At 47.6% G+C, this 19614-nt stretch carries 9 protein-coding genes; 4 read left to right on the top strand and 5 right to left on the bottom strand.

Going from position 1 to position 19614, the window contains the following annotated elements:
* Window positions 1-131 precede the first annotated feature (131 nt).
* Window positions 132-9494, top strand: a complete 9363-nt coding sequence (locus tag ACXAD4_RS10360; RefSeq protein ID WP_475241145.1) for an Ig-like domain-containing protein — start codon at window positions 132-134, stop codon at window positions 9492-9494.
* 16 nt (window positions 9495-9510) lie between these two features.
* On the opposite strand, the gene ACXAD4_RS10355 is transcribed toward ACXAD4_RS10360, so the two are convergent.
* A complete protein-coding gene (locus tag ACXAD4_RS10355) occupies window positions 9511-10989 on the bottom strand; it encodes a protein adenylyltransferase SelO (protein ID WP_475241144.1) in 1479 nt (492 codons plus the stop codon).
* 73 nt (window positions 10990-11062) lie between these two features.
* Complete coding sequence (locus ACXAD4_RS10350) at window positions 11063-12421, bottom strand: hypothetical protein (protein WP_475241142.1); 1359 nt, start codon at window positions 12419-12421, stop codon at window positions 11063-11065.
* A gap of 300 nt (window positions 12422-12721) precedes the next feature.
* Here ACXAD4_RS10350 and ACXAD4_RS10345 point away from each other — a divergent pair, with 300 nt between their 5' ends.
* Both ACXAD4_RS10345 and ACXAD4_RS10340 read left to right on the top strand, forming a co-directional pair.
* Window positions 12722-13561: a CvfB family protein gene (locus tag ACXAD4_RS10345; protein ID WP_475241140.1), complete on the top strand. Its 840-nt coding sequence runs from the start codon at window positions 12722-12724 to the stop codon at window positions 13559-13561.
* Window positions 13562-13713: 152 nt separating this feature from the next.
* On the top strand, window positions 13714-15330 hold the full coding sequence (locus ACXAD4_RS10340) for a peptide ABC transporter substrate-binding protein (protein WP_475241139.1): 1617 nt from the start codon (window positions 13714-13716) through the stop codon (window positions 15328-15330).
* A gap of 81 nt (window positions 15331-15411) precedes the next feature.
* Here the strand turns inward: ACXAD4_RS10340 and ACXAD4_RS10335 are convergent, their stop codons facing one another.
* Window positions 15412-16602, bottom strand: a complete 1191-nt coding sequence (locus ACXAD4_RS10335) for an MFS transporter (RefSeq protein WP_475241137.1) — start codon at window positions 16600-16602, stop codon at window positions 15412-15414.
* 105 nt (window positions 16603-16707) lie between these two features.
* Between ACXAD4_RS10335 and ACXAD4_RS10330 the strand changes: the two genes are divergently transcribed.
* On the top strand, window positions 16708-17475 hold the full coding sequence (locus ACXAD4_RS10330) for an AraC family transcriptional regulator (protein ID WP_475241136.1): 768 nt from the start codon (window positions 16708-16710) through the stop codon (window positions 17473-17475).
* Between the two features lie 68 nt (window positions 17476-17543).
* Here ACXAD4_RS10330 and ACXAD4_RS10325 read toward each other — a convergent pair whose 3' ends face one another.
* The gene (locus ACXAD4_RS10325) at window positions 17544-18200 is read right to left on the bottom strand and encodes a MarC family protein (protein ID WP_475241135.1); all 657 of its coding nucleotides are present in this window, start codon (window positions 18198-18200) and stop codon (window positions 17544-17546) included.
* A 145-nt stretch (window positions 18201-18345) separates the two neighbouring features.
* Window positions 18346-19542 carry an exo-beta-N-acetylmuramidase NamZ family protein gene (locus ACXAD4_RS10320; RefSeq protein ID WP_475241134.1) on the bottom strand — a complete coding sequence of 399 codons (1197 nt, stop codon included), beginning with the start codon at window positions 19540-19542 and terminating at the stop codon, window positions 18346-18348.
* Between the last annotated feature and the right edge of the window lie 72 nt (window positions 19543-19614).

Genomic DNA, 19614 nt, shown 5'->3' with positions numbered 1-19614 from the left:
AAGGATGTGGTAACTGGGGAGAAATAGATATGGATGGTTTGTTTAGATTTAGTCCAAATAGCTTGAGAGCTATAATTTTTTATAGTGCAACCTTGGGTTTAATATATTCTGGACAAGTGAACAGTGCGATTGTGGAAAATGACACCAATGGCTGGGCGTTTAATATTTGGTCGTCTAGCCAGTACGGTTCGGAGTGGGGACAGACGTTTGAAGCCCCTGTAACAGGTGTGGTTACCAAAGTAGAACTTGTTTCAAACCAATCATCTACATGTACAATTCAATTTTATGAATTTAGTGGTAGTAAAGGTGCGTCAATAGGTAGTGAACAACAATGGAATTTCACTAATACGTTCATTACCAGTTCAGAGCAGAATGGTTATAGTTTTAGTGAAGTTTCCCTTATAGACTCTGTACCTGTTACTGAAGGGAATACTTATCTTTTTACGCTAATGCCCGCTGATTGTCATAGCATTAACTATTCGGATAATAGCAAGTCAGCTAATTACGGAAACCCACCATTTTATCCTAATGGAAAACTGTATTTAGATGGTGCTGTTTTTCCCGATTATGATCTAACCTTCAGACTGACGGTGACACCTTCGTCAGCAGGTAACACAGCGCCGATCATTTCAGGGGTGCCGGCAACCTCGGTCAACCAGGACGCCAGCTACAGCTTCACGCCGACCGCCAGTGATATCGACAATGATGACTTGACCTTCAGCATCGAGAACCAGCCATCGTGGGCAAGCTTTAATACCGCGAGTGGGTTGCTTTCCGGTACCCCGACTAATGACGATGTGGGTACGACATCGAGCATCACTATCAAGGTCAGTGATGGCACAGAAACCGTCAGTCTTGCAGCCTTCAACTTGGAAGTGGTCAACGTCAATGATGCGCCGCAAATCAGTGGTAGCCCAGCCACCAGTGTGCAGCAAGATGCCAGTTACAGCTTCACGCCAGTAGCGAGCGATATCGACAATGATGATCTGGCCTTCAGCATTGATAACCAGCCGTCGTGGACAAGCTTCAATGCGACTTCGGGTGTATTAAGCGGTACGCCGACCAACGACGATGTCGGTACTACCTCGAACATCGTGATCAAGGTAAGTGATGGCACAGAAACCGTCAGTCTTGCAGCCTTCAACTTGGAAGTGGTCAACGTCAATGATGCGCCGCAAATCAGTGGTAGCCCAGCCACCAGTGTGCAGCAGGATGCCAGTTACAACTTCACGCCAGTAGCTAGCGATATCGACAATGATGACTTGGCCTTCAGCATTGAAAACCAACCATCGTGGGCGAGCTTTAATACGGCTTCGGGTGTATTAAGCGGTACCCCGACCAATGATGATGTGGGTACTACCTCGAATATCTTGATCAAGGTGAGTGATGGTACTGAAATCATCAGCTTGGCGGCGTTTAATCTGGAAGTAGTCAATGTGAATGACGCACCGCAAATCAGCGGTAGTCCAGCCACCAGTGTACAGCAGGATGCCAGCTACAGCTTCACGCCAATCGCCAGCGATATCGACAACGATGACTTGACCTTCAGCATTAATAACCAGCCATCGTGGGCGAGCTTTAATACCGCGAGTGGGTTGCTCAGCGGTACACCGACCAATGACGATGTGGGTACGACCTCGAATATCACTATCAAGGTCAGTGATGGCACTGAAACCGTCAGCTTGGCGGCGTTCAACCTGGAAGTAATCAACGTTAATGATGCGCCGGTGATCTCAGGTAGCCCTGCCACCAGTGTACAGCAGGATGCCAGCTACAGCTTCACGCCAGTGGCCAGCGATATCGACAACGATGATCTGACGTTTAGCATTAATAACCAGCCATCGTGGGCGAGCTTCAATACCGCGAGAGGCATGCTCAGCGGTACACCGACAAATGATGATGTCGGCACTGCGTCGAACATCATTATCAAGGTCAGTGATGGCACGGAAACGGTCAGCTTGGCCGCATTCAACCTGGAAGTGGTGAACATCAACGATGCACCGCAAATCAGTGGTAGCCCGGCGACTAGTGTGCAGCAGGATGCCAGCTACAATTTCACGCCAGTGGCCAGCGATATCGATAACGATGATCTGACGTTCAGCATTAATAACCAGCCGTCGTGGGCAAGTTTCAATACCGCGAGCGGTGTGTTGAGCGGTACCCCGACTAATGACGATATCGGTACCAGCTCAAACATTGTTATTAGTGTCTCGGATGGCACTGAGACCGCTAGTCTTACGGCATTTAACCTCGAAGTGGTGAATGTGAATGACGCGCCTGTTATTTCGGGAACACCAGCGACTTCAGTCAACCAAGATGCCAGTTACAGCTTCACGCCAGTGGCTAGTGATATCGACAATGATGACTTGACCTTCAGTATTGAAAACCATCCATCGTGGGCGAGTTTTAATACCGTGAGTGGAAGGCTCAGCGGTACTCCGACTAACGATGACGTGGGCACGACCTCGAACATCACTATTAAGGTGAGTGATGGCACGGAAATGGTCAGCTTGGCGGCGTTCAGCCTGGAGGTGGTGAACGTCAACGATGCGCCGCAAATTAGTGGTACACCAGCGACTTCAGTCAATCAAGATGCCAGTTACAGCTTCACGCCAGTGGCTAGCGATATCGACAACGATGACTTGACCTTCATCATTGAAAATCGGCCATCGTGGGCAAGCTTCAATGCGACTTCGGGTGTATTAAGCGGTATGCCGACCAATGATGATGTGGGCACGACCTCGAACATCACCATTAAGGTCAGTGATGGCTCGGACACTGTCAGCTTGGCCGCGTTTAATCTGGAGGTGGTGAACGTCAACGATGCGCCACAAATCAGCGGTAGCCCGGCGACTAGTGTGCAGCAGGATGCCAGTTATAGCTTCACGCCAGTAGCGAGCGATATCGACAATGATGACTTGGCCTTCAGCATTGAAAACCAGCCATCGTGGGCGAGCTTTAATACCGCGAGCGGTGTGCTCAGTGGTACCCCGACCAACGACGATGTGGGCACGACATCGAACATCACTATCAAGGTCAGTGATGGTACGGAAACGGCCAGCTTGGCCGCGTTCAATCTGGAAGTGGTCAACGTCAACGATGCGCCGCAAATCAGCGGTAGCCCGGCCACCAGTGTGCAGCAGGATGCCAGTTACAGCTTCACGCCAGTAGCGAGTGATATCGACAACGATGATCTGACCTTCAGCATTGATAACCAGCCATCGTGGGCGAGCTTCAATACCGCGAGTGGTGTGCTCAGCGGTACCCCGACTAATGACGATGTCGGTACCACCTCGAGCATCACTATCGAGGTGAGTGATGGCACAGAAACAGTCAGTCTTGCAGCCTTCAACTTAGAAGTGGTCAACGTCAATGACGCGCCGCAAATCAGCGGTAGCCCGGCCACCAGTGTGCAGCAGGATGCCAGTTACAACTTCATGCCAGTAGCGAGCGATATCGATAACGATGACTTGACGTTCAGCATTGAAAATCAGCCATCGTGGGCAAGTTTTAATACCGCGAGCGGTGTGCTCAGCGGTATACCGACCAACGACGATGTGGGCACGACATCGAACATCACTATCAAGGTGAGTGATGGCATGGAAACCGTCAGCTTGGCGGCGTTTAATCTGGAAGTGGTGAACGTTAATGATGCGCCGACTATCAGTGGTAGCCCGGCCACCAGTGTACAGCAGGATGCCAGTTACAGCTTTACGCCAGTAGCGAGCGATATCGACAATGATGATCTGACCTTCAGCATTGAAAATCAGCCATCGTGGGCGAGTTTTAATACCACGAGTGGGGTGCTCAGCGGTACCCCGACCAACGACGATGTCGGTACCACCTCGAATATCGTTATCAAAGTGAGTGATGGTACGGAAACGGTCAGCTTGGCGGCGTTTAATCTGGAGGTGGTGAACGTCAACGATGCGCCGCAAATCAGTGGTAGCCCGGCGACTAGCGTGCAGCAGGATGTCAGCTACAGCTTCGCGCCTGTGGCCAGCGATATCGATGATGATGACTTGACCTTCAGTATTGAAAACCAGCCATCGTGGGCGAGCTTTAATACCGCGAGTGGGTTGCTTTCCGGTACACCGACCAACGACGATGTGGGCACGACATCGAACATCATTATCAAGGTCAGTGATGGCACAGAAACCGTCAGCCTTGCAGCCTTCAATTTGGAAGTGGTCAACGTCAATGACGCACCGCAAATCAGCGGCAGCCCGGCGACTAGTGTGCAGCAGGATGCCAGCTATAGCTTCACGCCAGTGGCCAGCGATATCGATAACGATGATCTGACGTTCAGTATTAATAACCAGCCGTCGTGGGCAAGTTTCAATACCGCGAGCGGTGTGCTGAGCGGTACCCCGACTAATGACGATGTCGGTACCAGCTCAAACATTGTCATTAGTGTCTCGGATGGCACTGAGACCGCTAGTCTTACGGCATTTAACCTCGAAGTGGTGAATGTGAATGACGCGCCTGTTATTTCGGGAACACCAGCGACTTCAGTCAACCAAGATGCCAGTTACAGCTTCACGCCAGTGGCTAGTGATATCGACAATGATGACTTGACCTTCAGTATTGAAAACCAGCCATCGTGGGCGAGTTTTAATACCGTGAGTGGAGGGCTCAGCGGTACTCCGACTAACGATGACGTGGGCACGACATCGAACATCACTATTAAGGTGAGTGATGGCACGGAATTGGTCAGCTTGGCGGCGTTCAGCCTGGAGGTGGTGAACGTCAACGATGCGCCGCAAATTAGTGGTACACCAGCGACTTCAGTCAATCAAGATGCCAGTTACAGCTTCACGCCGATAACCAGCGATATCGATGATGATGACTTGACCTTCAGTATTGAAAACCTTCCAGCGTGGGCGAGCTTCATTACTGCAAGCGGGCTGCTCAGTGGTACCCCGACTAACGATGACGTGGGGACGACATCGAACATCATTATCAAGGTCAGTGATGGCACGGAAACGGTCAGCTTGGCCGCATTCAACCTGGAAGTGGTGAACATCAACGATGCACCGCAAATCAGTGGTAGCCCGGCGACTAGTGTGCAGCAGGATGCCAGCTACAATTTCACGCCAGTAGCCAGCGATATCGACGATGATGATCTGACGTTCAGCATCGAGAATCTGCCAGCTTGGGCGAGTTTCAATACCGCGAGTGGCCTGCTTAGCGGTACACCGACAAATGATGATGTCGGCACTGCGTCGAACATCATTATCAAGGTCAGTGATGGCACGGAAACGGTCAGCTTGGCGGCGTTTAACCTGGAAGTGGTGAACGTCAACGACGCCCCGGTTTCTATAGATGATATTGCGAAGACAAATGAAGATGAGTCAGTACTGATTGACATTCTAAGCAATGATTACGATATCGATCAGAATTTGGTGGTTTCAAGTGTCAGCATCGAAACACAGCCAGCTCATGGTTCTGTGAAGTTTGATTCAGGTATAGGAAAAGTGACCTATCAGCCAGAACCTGACTTTTATGGCAGTGATAGTTTTACCTATAAGGTAAAAGACAGTGATTTAAGCGAATCAGAGCTAGCAACTGTCAGTGTAACAGTCACGCCTGTTAATGATGTGCCGGTTGCCGCTGCGTTTAATGAAAAAACGGAAGAGGATAATCCAATAGTCTTGGCTGTAAGGATTGCAGCAATTGATCCGGAAGATGGCACACCTGAAGGGAGCATTGAAATAGTTACTCATCCTGAAAATGGTATAGCGACCATTGTAGATAGTGCCAATATTCGTTATTTGCCAAATGAAGATTATTTCGGCCAAGATGTTTTGGAATACCGTATTTTTGATGGAGTGGGGCTAGCATCAGAACCCGCCGAAATAAAAATATTGGTGGGGGCGGTAAACGATAGGCCTGTTGCATTGGATGATGAAGCAACAACGCTTGAAGACGTGCCTGTTGAAATCGCTATTTTATCCAACGACAGTGACATTGAAGATGGAAGTGCAGAAAGCGGGTTTACCGCTCAGCAAATATCCCTCACTAATCAAGCGTCTTTGACTAAAGGCACTGCCACTGTGTTAGCGGATGGGAGGCTGAGGTATGTGCCTATTGAAGATGCTAATGGCACCGAGATAATTACGTATTCCATTACTGATAGTGATGGTTATGAGTCACTAGCGGCAAGGGTCACTATTACCGTCACGCCTGTTAATGATGCTCCAGTTGCTATAAATAACCAAGCTCAATTGGTTGAAGAAGGGACGCTCGAGATTAATATCTTGGGTAATGATTATGATGTCGATGATCAAGTTGATGTTACATCTGTAGAACTTGTCTCGATGCCACAAGGCGGCTCTATTACCGTTACTTCGGCAGGCACCATTCGCTATCAAGCGGCAGAAAATTATTTTGGCGATGATCTCTTTAGCTATCAGGTTAAAGATGTTGCGGGCGCAGTGTCTAATATCGCGATGGTTAGTCTGTCCATTACTCCTGTCAATGATGTACCAATTGTCGCTGACGATATCATCACAGAAACCTATTCAGAGCAAAATCAATTTGAGCTGGATGTATTGAACAATGATGTTGATGTTGATGGCGATACACTCAGTATTGTTGCCGCTCAGGCCAGTGTTGGCACGGTGACTATCGAGAACAACAAGCTTAACTATGTAGCACCGGCAGGATTTGTCGGTAATGTAGAAATCAGTTATTTGGTCAGTGATGAGTACAGCGAACTAGTCAGTGCGGTAGTCACTTTAACCATCGAAGGAGAGGTTCAACTAGGCACTCCGATCATTAATGAGCCTGATGATATTGAACTGAATGCGACAGCGTTATTTACCAAAGCGGATCTGGGGGTAGCGACAGCGTATGATACCTTGGGGAGTCCCTTGAGTGTTGTCTTGGTTGATAACCGACATTACTTCCAGCCGGGTAATCACATTGTTTATTGGCGAACCGAAGATGGGCAAGGCAATAAAGCTGAAGCTAGCCAACATGTAACCGTTCATCCGTTGGTGTCTATTGAAAAAGATGGTGTAACCGCAGAAGGTAAGAGCTATCAGGCCTCAGTGTATATAAATGGTGAGTCACCCACTTACCCAGTAGTTATCCCTTATACCGTTTCAGGCACGACTGATAGCCAAGATCATGATTTGGTCGCAGGCAATGTGGTTATCGAGCAAGGTTTGGAAGGCACCATCACATTTACGCTCTTTGATGATGGGATTAGCGAAGGGGACGAAGACGTCGTTATTACGCTAGATAATAGCGTAAACCTTGGCAGTAAATCTGTGTTCCGCTTGTTGGTAAAAGAAGACAATATTGCACCTAAAGTGACAGTATTGGTAACCCAGTCTTCTGAGTATCGCCAGGTAGTCACAAATAGCTCAGAGTTGGTAACGATTGAAACGAATGTTACTGATGCTAATGTTTCGGATAGCCACCAATATACTTGGCATACTGATGAGGTGAATATCATCAATCAGGGGACCGATAAGGGAGAGTTTGTTTTCTCTCCAGAGCAGCTTACGCCTGGACATTACATGATTAATTTGACGGTCACAGATGATGCTTCTAATCCTGAATCCGTCACCAAAGATATCTATATCGAAGTGGTAGAACAATTAGCTTCTTTGGGGAATTCAGACAGTGACGGTGATCTGCTTCCTGACAGTGAAGAAGGTTTTGCTGATAGTGACGAAGATGGTATTCCTGATTATCTAGATGCGATTGATGAGTGCAATGTCCTGCAGGAACAAGCGCTAGACACCGATGGTTACTTGATAGAAGGGGATCCCGGTGTTTGCTTACGTAAAGGTGTTTCAGTTGCTGCTAATGCCTCAGGGGGAACTCAGCTCTTTGATGATGAAGTTGAGCAGCAATTGGGCAGTGATACAGAAGCAACCAATATCGGTGGGGTATTTGACTTCATTGCTTATGGGTTACCGACTCCGGGGCAAACTTACCAGGTTGTCTTCCCTCAACGTTTACCAATACCAGCGAATGCCGTTTATCGGAAATACTCTGAGCAAAAGGGCTGGTTTGATTTTGTCATAGATAGCAACAACTACTTGTCGTCATCGGCAGGTGAAGCGGGCTATTGCCCACCTCCGGGAAGTGATCTTTGGGCTGTTGGTTTGAAGGAGGGGGATTGGTGTGTTCAGCTTACTATCGAGGATGGAGGTCCGAATGATGATGATGGCATTGTAAACGGCAGCATCATGGACCCCGGTGGTGTTGCGACAAAAGCGAGTGATAATACGCTTCCTGTCGCTGAAGCAGATACCGCGGTAGTTGGTATTAACTCTTCTGTCATCATAAACGTACTAGCCAATGATAGTGATGCCGACGGGGATGAAATTAGCATTGCTAGTGTGTCGGAGAGTTTTGGGATAACAGAGGTTATCAGTAACCAACTGCGCTATACAGCTGAGACGGGGTTCCTTGGCAATGCTGTGATTAGTTACGGTATTACCGATAGTAAGGGTGGAACGGCGTCATCGACTGTTACGGTGAATGTTGTAAACAGCCAGTCTCCTGTTGCTGTTGATGACGAGGCACAAGTCGTCACCCAAGATGTTGTTGAAATAAATGTACTGGAAAATGACTCTGACCCCGATGGTGATACGTTAGTGCTACTTTCGGCGCAAGCTGAGCATGGTGATGTTGTTATCAACAGTGACCAGACCTTGAGTTATCAGTCTGAGGCAGGGTTTGAAGGGGTAGATACGATAACCTATCAAATCAGTGATACCTTCGGTTTGGCAGTGAGTGGACAGGTTAAGGTCACTGTTAGAAATGTCAGCTCAATGTATGTCAGTAACTCTGGAGGGGGGAGTATGGGGTTAACAGGGATCGTGATGTTAATGTTGCTCTGCCTATATAAATGGAGTGCGGCACACTGTAATCGACTATCGCGTAGCATAGTGTTGCTAATGCTAACTATCAGTACGCAAGTACAGGCGAATTGGTACTTAGAGGCAGATGTAGGCCAGAGCAAGGCCCGAGATGATCTTGATACAAGCCAAGCCCAAATCACCGACATCGAAGATCATGACTTTTACTGGACACTGGGTGTTGGTTATTCCATTACTCCTGACTGGGACATCACACTGAGGTATATCGATCAGGGGAAGGCAAAGGCCACCTTGGTTGGAGACGTTAATATGAGTGCCGATGAACACCTGTCGGTATCTCGTATCACGCCGGTGTTGGTACAGGGGGTCGGTATCGACACCCGCTATTCGCTGTGGCGTTATAATCAGGTTTCGCTAGCGGGTGTGCTGGGGGTTATGTACTGGGAAGCCGATATTGATAGTCTGTATCAAGGGCAGAAAATAACTCATAGCGATGATGGCGTTGATCCATATTTAGGTATTGAGCTTAATTATGCCTTAACGCCTGCCTGGCAGATTGGCCTTGCAGTGAACCGATATTTCATTGATGCCAATGACGTTGATTCTATCAGTATCAAGATGAAGTATCGGCTCCCAGCGTTTAGCTTCTAAGCTGGTTTTTTCTTCATCAGGAAGAGCAACTAATTTCTATTTTCTTGCCCCATTCTGGTGGACGCTCAGCAAAGTGAGAGAACTCAGGGTGTTCATCAAAGGGAGTTTGCAGTACCGTCATGAGTTGCTCAATCATAGCGAAATCACCTTTTTCTGCGTGCTCAATAGCTTGCTGGGCGAGGTAATTTCTAAAGATGAACTTAGGGTTGGTGGATCGCATCAGATCAAGTCGATCACCGTCTGAGCAATGCTCTTTCTCAAGTCGCTGCGAATACATTGCAAGCCATGTTTCTAACGGAGCAATATCTTTAACTATGTTTTTAAACAGATGGCCTGAAGCTTGAAGCTCATTATGCGGGACTGACGACAACGTTCTGAAGAAGAGGGTGAAGTCGACGCTCTGGGATTTCAGCATATTAAACATCGCTGAAAAGAGCGGTGTATCTTCTTCGAGTTTCTCCTTGAGGCCGAGTTTAGCGCGCATTTTGGCACTGTATGCCTTTTGCAGGATTGGCTGGTATTGTTCAAGAGCCTGATCAAGCAGCGCTTTATCGAGTAATGGGGTTAGGGCGTAGCCAAGAGCTGAAAGGTTCCACAAGGCAATGCTAGGCTGCTGGTTAAATGCATAACGCCCTGAATAATCGGAATGATTACAGATAAAGCCAGGCTCGTAGTCATCAATAAAGCCGTAAGGGCCATAATCAAAAGTCAGGCCAAGCACCGACATGTTATCGGTATTCATCACTCCGTGGGCAAATCCGACAGCTTGCCAGTCTGCAATCATCTCGGCGGTTAAACTGATGATTTTGTTGAACATCTGGCTGTAGCGGCTCGATTCATCCTGTTGTATGTCGATGTCAGGAAAATGGTGTTTGATGAGGTAATCGGCCAACGTTTTCAGTTCGGTGTGTTGTTGGGTATAGAAGAAATACTCGAAATGGCCGAAACGTAAGTGACTTTCTGCAATACGGATCAGTGTTGCCCCTCGTTCGACGGTTTCCCTATACACGGGGGTATTACTAGAAAGTACTGCCAAAGCGTGGGTGGTTTTGATGCCAAGACCAGCCATTGCGGCACTGGCAAGGTATTCACGGATAGAAGAGCGCAATACCGCCCGGCCATCTCCTTGACGGGAGTAGGGGGTAAGACCGGAGCCTTTTAAGTGTATATCCCACTTTTTACCGGATGAAGTCTGTACTTCCCCCATCAGCAAGCCGCGACCGTCGCCCAAATCAGGATTATATTGGCCGAATTGATGACCGGTGTACTTCATGGCAAGGGGAGACATCGATGGGTGCTCATCATTACCAGTAAATAGATCGATAAAGTACTGGGTCTGAGCTTGAGCGGGATCCAGTTCAAGCATTTCACTGACTTGGGGGTTCACAGTGACGAGAAATGGATCATCAAGCGGTTGGGGCTGGATAAAAGTGCCAAAGCTGTTTGGCAGGGTGCTGTAGGTGTTGTTGAATACGAGCTCGGACAGTTTTTTCATAAAGGGATCATCAAAATGGTTTCCCTTTAAGCGTATCAACTGCCCGAGAGGTTACAACGGAGAGAGTGTAGGGTTATTCCCCGTTGTAGGTCTCAATCGGCTCGATATCGACAATTTTCGAACGGTTCATGATCACTTTCCAGCGCTGGATAGAGATGGTTTTATCATCCACTTTTTCGCGGGTCACCAAGTTGATCAAGTGGCGCTTCTCTACAGACTCTTTGGAAACTTGCCCGTCTTTAAGCTGGTAGATTTTCTGCGAGCCTTTTTCCATCAAGCGGGTGATGGTGCGAAGATCCAGCATGATAGATTCACGAGTTTGCTCATAACCAGTCAGGAACTTGGTCGGAGACATCCGGGTAGTGCTCTTGTAATGCAGTACTGTCTCCTCATGCTGGGACACCTTGTGCTTGCGGATCTTCCTGATCTCTTTATCGAGAGCCTTGAAAGCACAGTACTCCATCCATTCTAGCTGGCGGCCAATTAATTGATTGGAGTTTACATCGAAAAATTGCTTGCGCCACTTGGGCTTGCCTTTACGTACCCAGCGCCAAAGAATGGTTTTCAAGTCATCTTTGAACACTTCACGTGCGGCATAGATAACTGACAGCACCAATATGAAAGATGCGGTAATATCACCCAGTACCCCTCGGGCTTTAATCAGCATTAAGGTGACGAAAATCATCACAAAGCCTGCCGCAAAACCAGTAACGATTTTGCGGGTATTCTGGCCCAACTCGCTGGTCTTCTCCTTCATGGTGACCGGGTATTCAATCAAGCGGCGCAAAAGGCGCATCTTGTTCGACATACGTGTTGGATCTTCCATCGCCTTGGATGAGTTGTAGTTATGCTTGCTGCGGTGTTCCGATTCTTTTTCGCACACCTCAAGCAGCAAGGATTTTATCTCGCTATAGTCACTACTTCTCGGAAGGTGGGCGATAAGTTCAAGTAAGCGTTGCTCAGTAAACCAAGACAGGTAGTTATCAACGTTTTCGTAATACTTGAGCAGCTTTTTGTCTGTAGGGATGTTTCGGCGCAGACGTTTGAGAATTCGCATGGTGAGCTGAGCGATTTCCTCGACTTCATCCAGAGAGCGTTCTTCTTTGTCATCGAGAAGCTGCTGGGTGGTTTTCTCGAGTGCCAACGCATACTGGTAGGCATAGAGGCTCAAGCTCAAGCGGTACTGTTCAGTCGAGAGCTTTCCCCGGCTGGCAAGTCGGCTGTGAACCAGCGGCAAATGGTTCACGTCACTGTAATAGGTCCGCTTGCCCTGGATGGCATTATGGAAGAATTCATCTTCAGCAATGATATTGCTGTTGAGGCCCAGTTCACCAGGGACGAAAATAAAGAGATCCAGTTGACGGTTGGTTGTTTCAGGGATGACGTGGGAGATTTTAAGCTTATGCCCGTCTTTTTTTTCAACTGTGATCACTCTACTACATTACCTCTCAAGGGATGGGGGAACTGGATATGTAACGCTGTAAATCTAGCGTTAACTATTGGAAATAAAATTAATTTTAGATGAATTAGTCAGTTAATAGCAGTGATAATTGGTATTTGTGGCTTTATTAGGGTGAAAAGTAAGCAAAAAATGAAAGATAGGTCAGGCGTATTGGGTTAACATCACGTATAATGCGCCGCCTGATGTTACGAAGAAGGCATGGCGGACCAACGCATGCTGTCGGCTGTGAGATAAACAAGCCGTTTTATTTACCCAGAGAGTGTCGAAAGAATGATTAGAATTGGACAATACAACACGCTAGAGGTCGTCAAGCTGGTAGATTTTGGCGTATTCCTAGATGGTGGTGAAGACTTTGGCAATATCCTGCTGCCTAAAGCGTCTGTTCCTACTGGCACTGAGCTGGGGGATAAGCTGGAAGTTTTTGTTTATTTCGATTCTGAAGATGACATTATTGCCACCACCAAACAGCCTTATGCGGTAGTAGGTGACTTTGCCCTGTTACGTGTTGTCGGTATCTGTGGTGTGGGTGCATTTGTTGATTGGGGCCTAGAGAAAGATCTACTTGTACCTTTCAGTGAACAGCGCCGTCGCCTTGATGAAGGCCAGGATATCATGGTGCGTGTTTATACTGACAAAGCATCAGGTCGTATTGTGGGTTCAACCAAATTCAACCGTTTCCTAGACAAGACACCGGCTAACTATAAAGTGGGTCAAGAAGTACAGGTGCAGATCGCCGAAATTACCGACTTGGGTTACAAGGCAGTGATCGAAGAGCAGCACTGGGGGCTGCTGTTCAAGACTGAATCATTCGGTAAGCTGTTCCCTGGTAAGAAGCTAAAAGCTTACATTAAAGAGATCCGCCCAGACGGTAAGATCAACCTGTCGCTACAGAAAGCAGGCAAGGCCAAGGTTGATGACTTGGCTGATAAAATCCTAACGACGCTTGAGCGCAAGGGCGGTTTCGTGCCTTTGAGTGATAAGTCATCACCAGATGCGATCTTCAAAGAGTTCCGCACCAGTAAAGCGACGTTTAAGAAGACCATCGGTGGCCTTTACAAGAAAGGACTCATTATCATCGAACGTGATGGAATTCGCTTGAACGATAACTAACCAGTAAATGGTTATGATATTGATTCAAAAGCCGGAGTTTATCTCCGGCTTTTTTGTGAGCGGTAGCATATCAACAAAGTGAATATATGTGTATGTTAAGAGCGGTTTAACTCTTTTAAACCCATTTCATACACACATCACAAGGATAGATTATGCAAGGAAGTAAGCTAACAGTGATCGCCGCAGCTGTCGCTCTGTTAACGGCAAGCCCGACTTGGGCTGCAGATGTTCCCGCCAATGTGTCGTTAGCCAAAATGCAGGAGATAGTTCGTGGTAATGGCGATGAAGTTCCGACGTTAGACCCTTCTTATTCTTCAGATACCTCAAGTGCCCGAGTTATTGCCGATATGTTCGAAGGGCTGGTTACCCAAAGCCCTGATGGCGAAATCATTCCTGCGCTGGCCACACATTGGGAGCAATCAGCAGACGGTAAAGTTTTCACCTTCCACCTGCGCGATAACATTAAATGGTCAAATGGTGAGCCGATTGTTGCGAGTGATTTTGAATACAGCTTTAAGCGAGTCGTTGCCCCTAAGACGGGGGCGCCTTATGCGTGGTATTTGAGTACCGCCCATATTCTTAATGCAGATAAAATCAATGAAGGAAAACTCCCGGTTGATGAACTTGGGGTAAAAGCGCTAGATGACAAAACCCTGCAGGTTACCCTTGATAAACCCGTGCCGTATTTCGTGAAAATGATGGTGCATGAGTCAACTTTCCCTGTATATCGCCCAGCAATCGAAGCCCACGGTGATGCATGGACCAAGCCTGAAAATATTGTTACCAGCAGCGCGTATAAGCTCGCGAATTGGACGCTCAACGAGCGTATTGTGTTAGAGCGCAACCCGCAATACTGGAACAACGATAAAACAGTGATTAACAAGGTGACGTATTTGCCAATCGCGGATATGACAGCCGAGTACAACCGCTTTAGAACTGGTGAAATTCATATCACTTCGTCATTCCCGCTTGAGCAATACAATGCGATCAAAAAGCAGCGCCCGGACGAGTTGTTGACCATGCCATCACTCGGCACTTACTACTATTTGTTCAATGTCAGTAAAGCGCCATTTGATGATCCAAGAGTTCGTAAAGCTTTGGCATATGCGATTGATCGTGACGTTGTCACTAAGGTGATTCTTGGTCAGGGTCAGGTACCTGCATATGGGGTCACACCACCTTCGGTTGATGGTTTTGTACCGCCGAAACTGGCTTGGGGACAGCTAAACCAGAAAGAGCGAAACCAGAAAGCCAAAGAGCTGTTGGCAGAAGCCGGCTTTGATAAGTCCAACCCTCTGTCGTTTGAGTTGGTGTACAACACCTCTGAGTCCCACAAGAAGCTGGCGATTGTCATGTCATCAATGTGGAACAAGACCTTGGGCGCCAAGGTTAACTTAGCTAACCAAGAGTGGAAAACCTTCCTGCAGAAACTGGGTCAGAAAGACTTTACGGTTGCCCGTTATGCTTGGGTGGGAGATTACAACGAAGCGTCAACTTTCTTGTCGTATTTCGAAAGTACGGGTATGAACTACTCGCGTTGGTCGAGCGATGCGTATGATGAGGCGATGGCAAAAGCAATTCAGTCACCGAGTAATGATGAGCGCAACAAGTATTACCAACAGGCTGAGCAGGTATTCTCCGAAGAGATGCCAGCCATTCCGCTTTATCACTACACCCGCTCTGTGCTGAAGAATACGAAAGTCGGTGGTTATTCAAAGACTAACGCAGCGGAAGCGCGTTATACCCGTGATCTGTATTTAATGCAGTAAGTCGTTTTGAACTAGAAGTGATTGAACATACAGCCGGACTTATGTCCGGCTTTTTAGTGCTTATTGGTCAGTGCCTAGTGGTTATGAAAAACGGCTCTGTTGTTCAGCTTTACCAATAGAGGTTTTTCCGCTTGGCATCAATGCAACCGCGGCCATTGATAGGCACATTACTCCGGCCAACAGCCAATACAAGGACGAGAAGTGGCTAGCGTTTTCGCCTTGAGTTGAATAGCTATAGGCAATCAGCCAATAGGCAACAGGGCCGGTAGTAAAGCTCAACATATACTTCACGGCGTAGACGGTTGAACGCCATTTATCTGAGGTACTTTTGCCGATAAGCCAATCGTTAATCGGGATTTGTGCATAAGTGCAGAAAACGAGTCCAGTTAAACAAATTACCAGAGTCCACCCAGATGTTACTGAGGCCAATATTAGGAAGGATGCTTGTCCGCTAACTACACAGAATAAAAGTAGTTTTGCTGATAAGCGATCGAGCAACTCGCCAATGATAAGTTGGGCAAAAGCCGCTAGGGTGAAAATGGCTGTTGCAAGAAAGCCAATCTTGCTAAGGGATAGGGTAAAGGTGTCTTGCAGGATCTTCGGTAGTGCAGCCGTGATAGTTTGAAAAACGAGGCCGCCAAATGTGGCTATGATGGCAATCGCCAAGAGCAAACGGAGTAGTTTGTTTTGCTTCGCCGGTGTTTGTTGTTTCCTTTTCGGCTGTTGGTAGGACACATTCTTTGACACGTTGATATAGGCCACACCGGTGAGAACACAAATGATGCCGGGGAAGAGAAAAGCAGCTTGCCAGCTAACCGTTTGGGTCAAATAAGCCGTCACCACAGCAGCGCAAGCAAGCCCGATATTGCCAGCGAGCCCATTGACTGCAATAGCTCGACCTGTTTTTTCGGTGGTGGCGAATACTAAGGCAATGCCAACGGGATGATATATAGAAGCAAACAATCCAATCGCGATGATCCCGAGTGATAGTTGCATTGCGGTTTGCGCGAAAGCGGTAAGTATTGCGGCGGAACCCATGCCGAAGAAAAACAGTAACATCATGGCTCTTTTGCTCCAGCGATCGCCCAGCCAACCGCTAGGTAATGATCCGAGACCGTAGGCCAACATGCCTAAGCTACCCAAGCGAAGTAACTCGTTGTAAGGCATTCCCCAGTCTTGCTGGATCCCCAAAATTGCGGTTGGAAAAATCAGAATGAAGAAGTGGTTCAGTGCATGCCCAAGGTTCATGAGCTGGAAATGGTATTTATGCATTAGTTTGTTTCTAGCTGCTAATCGATAGAAAACAGTTTACAGAGCTAGGTTTTGTCTCATAGTCTGTATCAAGACGACTTATTGCTCATTTGAGACACATTGAGGATGAAACGAGAGATCAATTTTCTACACGCAGATATCCCTGTAGTAGTGGTGCCAAAAACTTACCCCGATGGATATACCATCGATTGGCACAACCATGATTATTTCCAATTAGTCTATGCCTGCAGTGGGGTGATGGTGGTAGAGGCGGAGCAAAACCTATGGGTGATCCCGCCACAAAGGGCTGTCTGGATACCGGCTGGAGTTAGCCATAAGGTGGAAATGCATGGGCTTGCTGAAATGAGGAACGTGTATCTTAAGCGCCAGTATTTAGCTCAACTCTCCAATACCAGTACCGTAGTGAATGTTTCGAGCTTGCTGGGTGAAATCATTGCGTTTATGGCCTCAAGCCGTTTTGCACAAAGTAATACTGGCGAGAAAGAAAGGATGGTAGCCGTGTTGTTGGATCAGCTTAAAATTGCCGATCAAGCCGAACTTAGTTTGCCGCTTGCTAAAGATAAAAGGCTGGGGATTGTGTGTGAGTCTATAATGTCTCACCCTGCAGACAACCAATCGCTCAGTGAATGGGCAGATACCCTGAGTATTAGCAGCCGCACATTAAGCCGCTTATTCCGGCAAGAAATGGGCATGTCCTTTATCGAATACCGAAATCAGATCAGGTTATTTGAGTCTTTGAAGCGCCTTGCGGCAGGACAGCCTGTTACAACTGTCGCGCTTGATGTTGGCTTTGTGAGTTTGAGTGCGTTTAACAGCCTGTTCAAAAGGCATTTCGGTAAAACCCCTGGCCATTATTTCCAGCGCATTGATTAGAGCAAAGCGAGCACAGGGCAAGGTGTTTGGGGAAAAAGCAATTTAGATAAAAGCTATATGGGTAATAACTAATTGGGTACTTGGTTCAGTAATTCACGTGCATCATGTATACCCTGAATACCCATTTGCATGCCGATCACGGTAAGGATCAATCCCATCAGTCGAGTAACAATACTGATGCCATTCTCTCCAAGCAAGCTCACCAGTTTCTGGCCATAAATAAAGCAAACCAAACTGATAAGGCATAACAGTGCAAAGGCTGAAATGGTAACAGCAATACTTAAAAAACCGCCTGCTGCGGAATAGTTCATTGCTGTTGCTATGGTTCCAGGCCCCGCTAGGATAGGGAGAGCAAGCGGTGATATCGCCACGTCCTGACCATCACTTGGAGCTGAATTATTGCTGTCTCCCTCTGATTGTTCACTGTGCATTGAAGAGCTACTGCCTTGCAACATGTGATAACCCACTAAGAACACTAAAATCCCTCCTGAAATTCGCAGTGCAGGTAGGGTGATACCAAAGACTTCGAAAATACCTTTACCAAGCAAACAGAAAGCCGCAACAATGCAAAAGGCGGTAAACAGTGCTTTGAATGCTGTTGCCTTCTGTTGCTGCTGGGTTTGATTGCTGGTTAAGCCGATAAATACAGCGGTGTTAGCGATAGGGTTCATGATGGCAAAGAAACCCATAAAGACGGTTACGCTAACAGTCAGTATGTCGTGCATTGGAATGCCCTCTATGTTTCAGTTTAACTTGTTGTTTTACTTAAGCTTAGTTCGAATGCTGGCGGGGTAAAGAAAGTTGGCAATAAATGAGAGGGGTTTATCATTTCAGAGATAAGCCGGATTTATCGTCCGGCTTCGCTGTTATTTAGTCTGGGTATAAGCGATAGGTATCGCGGAGTTGCTGGAATGCCTCAAGTTCAGGCTGCCAGCTTTGCTCTATCTCTAGATAGGGTGTGCCAAGGCGAATTTGTTCCATCACTGTTTCTGTACCAATGAGCTGGGCAAGCCACTCAGGACGATCCACAATTTCTTCATCGGTGTAGCCTAAATCCCGCATATTCCAATACCAGCGGTAAAAGGGCTCCAGCGTAAACTTGGTGTTAGCAGGAGGCGCAATACGGTAGCTTTCTCCGTAGACATACTGCCCCTGCTGCGGCCAGGCAGAGTCATCATCAGCGATCTGGAATTCATAGTTGATTTTCAGGTTTTCATCGGGATAGCCGATTACTTCAAATGGTGTGTCGGTGCCGCGTCCGACACTGATGGTGGTTGACTCGAAAAGCCCCAATGTTGGGTAATAAGTGATTGACTCATCCGTTTGTAGGTTAGGTGAAGGGGCGACAGGGAGCGAGTAAGGCATGCTATGGTGGTAGTCAGGCACTTCTACAATTTGCAGATCAGCTTCTGCAAGAAAAACACCGTTGCTCAGCCAGCGCTCCCCGTTGATCATCAAAGCGAGTTCGCCGATGGTAAGGCCGTGGACAACTGGGATAGGAGCCATGCCGACGAAAGAAGCGTGCTCATCTTCCATTATTGGACCGGCAATGTAGCTTCCGTTAGGGTTTGGGCGATCAAGAACCATTACCTGGCGGCTATTTTCTGCAGCAGCCTCCATGACTAGTTGCATTGTGCTGATATAGGTATAGAAGCGCACCCCGACATCTTGCATATCGAAGACCATGACATCGATATTTTCCAAATCTTCAGGTGTTGGCTTTTTATGATCGCCATAGAGTGATATTACTGGTAGTCCCGTTTCAGGGTCGATTCCATCCTCGACCTCTTCACCGGCATCTTGTTCTCCCCGTAAACCATGTTCAGGGGCAAAAAGGGTTGTTACGTTGACGCCTTCGGCAAGCATGCTGTCAATAAGGTGCTCACCACTGGCAAGCCGTGATGTTGGGTTAACCACTAAGCCGACTCGCTTTCCTTCGAGGTAGGGGATGTATTGTTCCATTTGGTCTGCGCCGACGGAGCGCTGGTTTACGGTAGTGTCATCATCATCGCATGCGCTGATAAGCAGGGTACCCGCAAGCAACAATACGGACAGTAAGTATTTCATGACAGTTCCTTATCAATAATAAGTCTGGTGTTTTCTCGCTGATAAAAAATGCCCTTGCCAAAGAGGCAAGGG

The sequence above is a fragment of the Photobacterium sp. AWH4_225 genome (assembly GCF_056158405.1).
The sequence above is the reverse complement of the archived record's forward strand: the minus strand, read 5'-3'. Positions and strand labels throughout refer to the sequence as shown.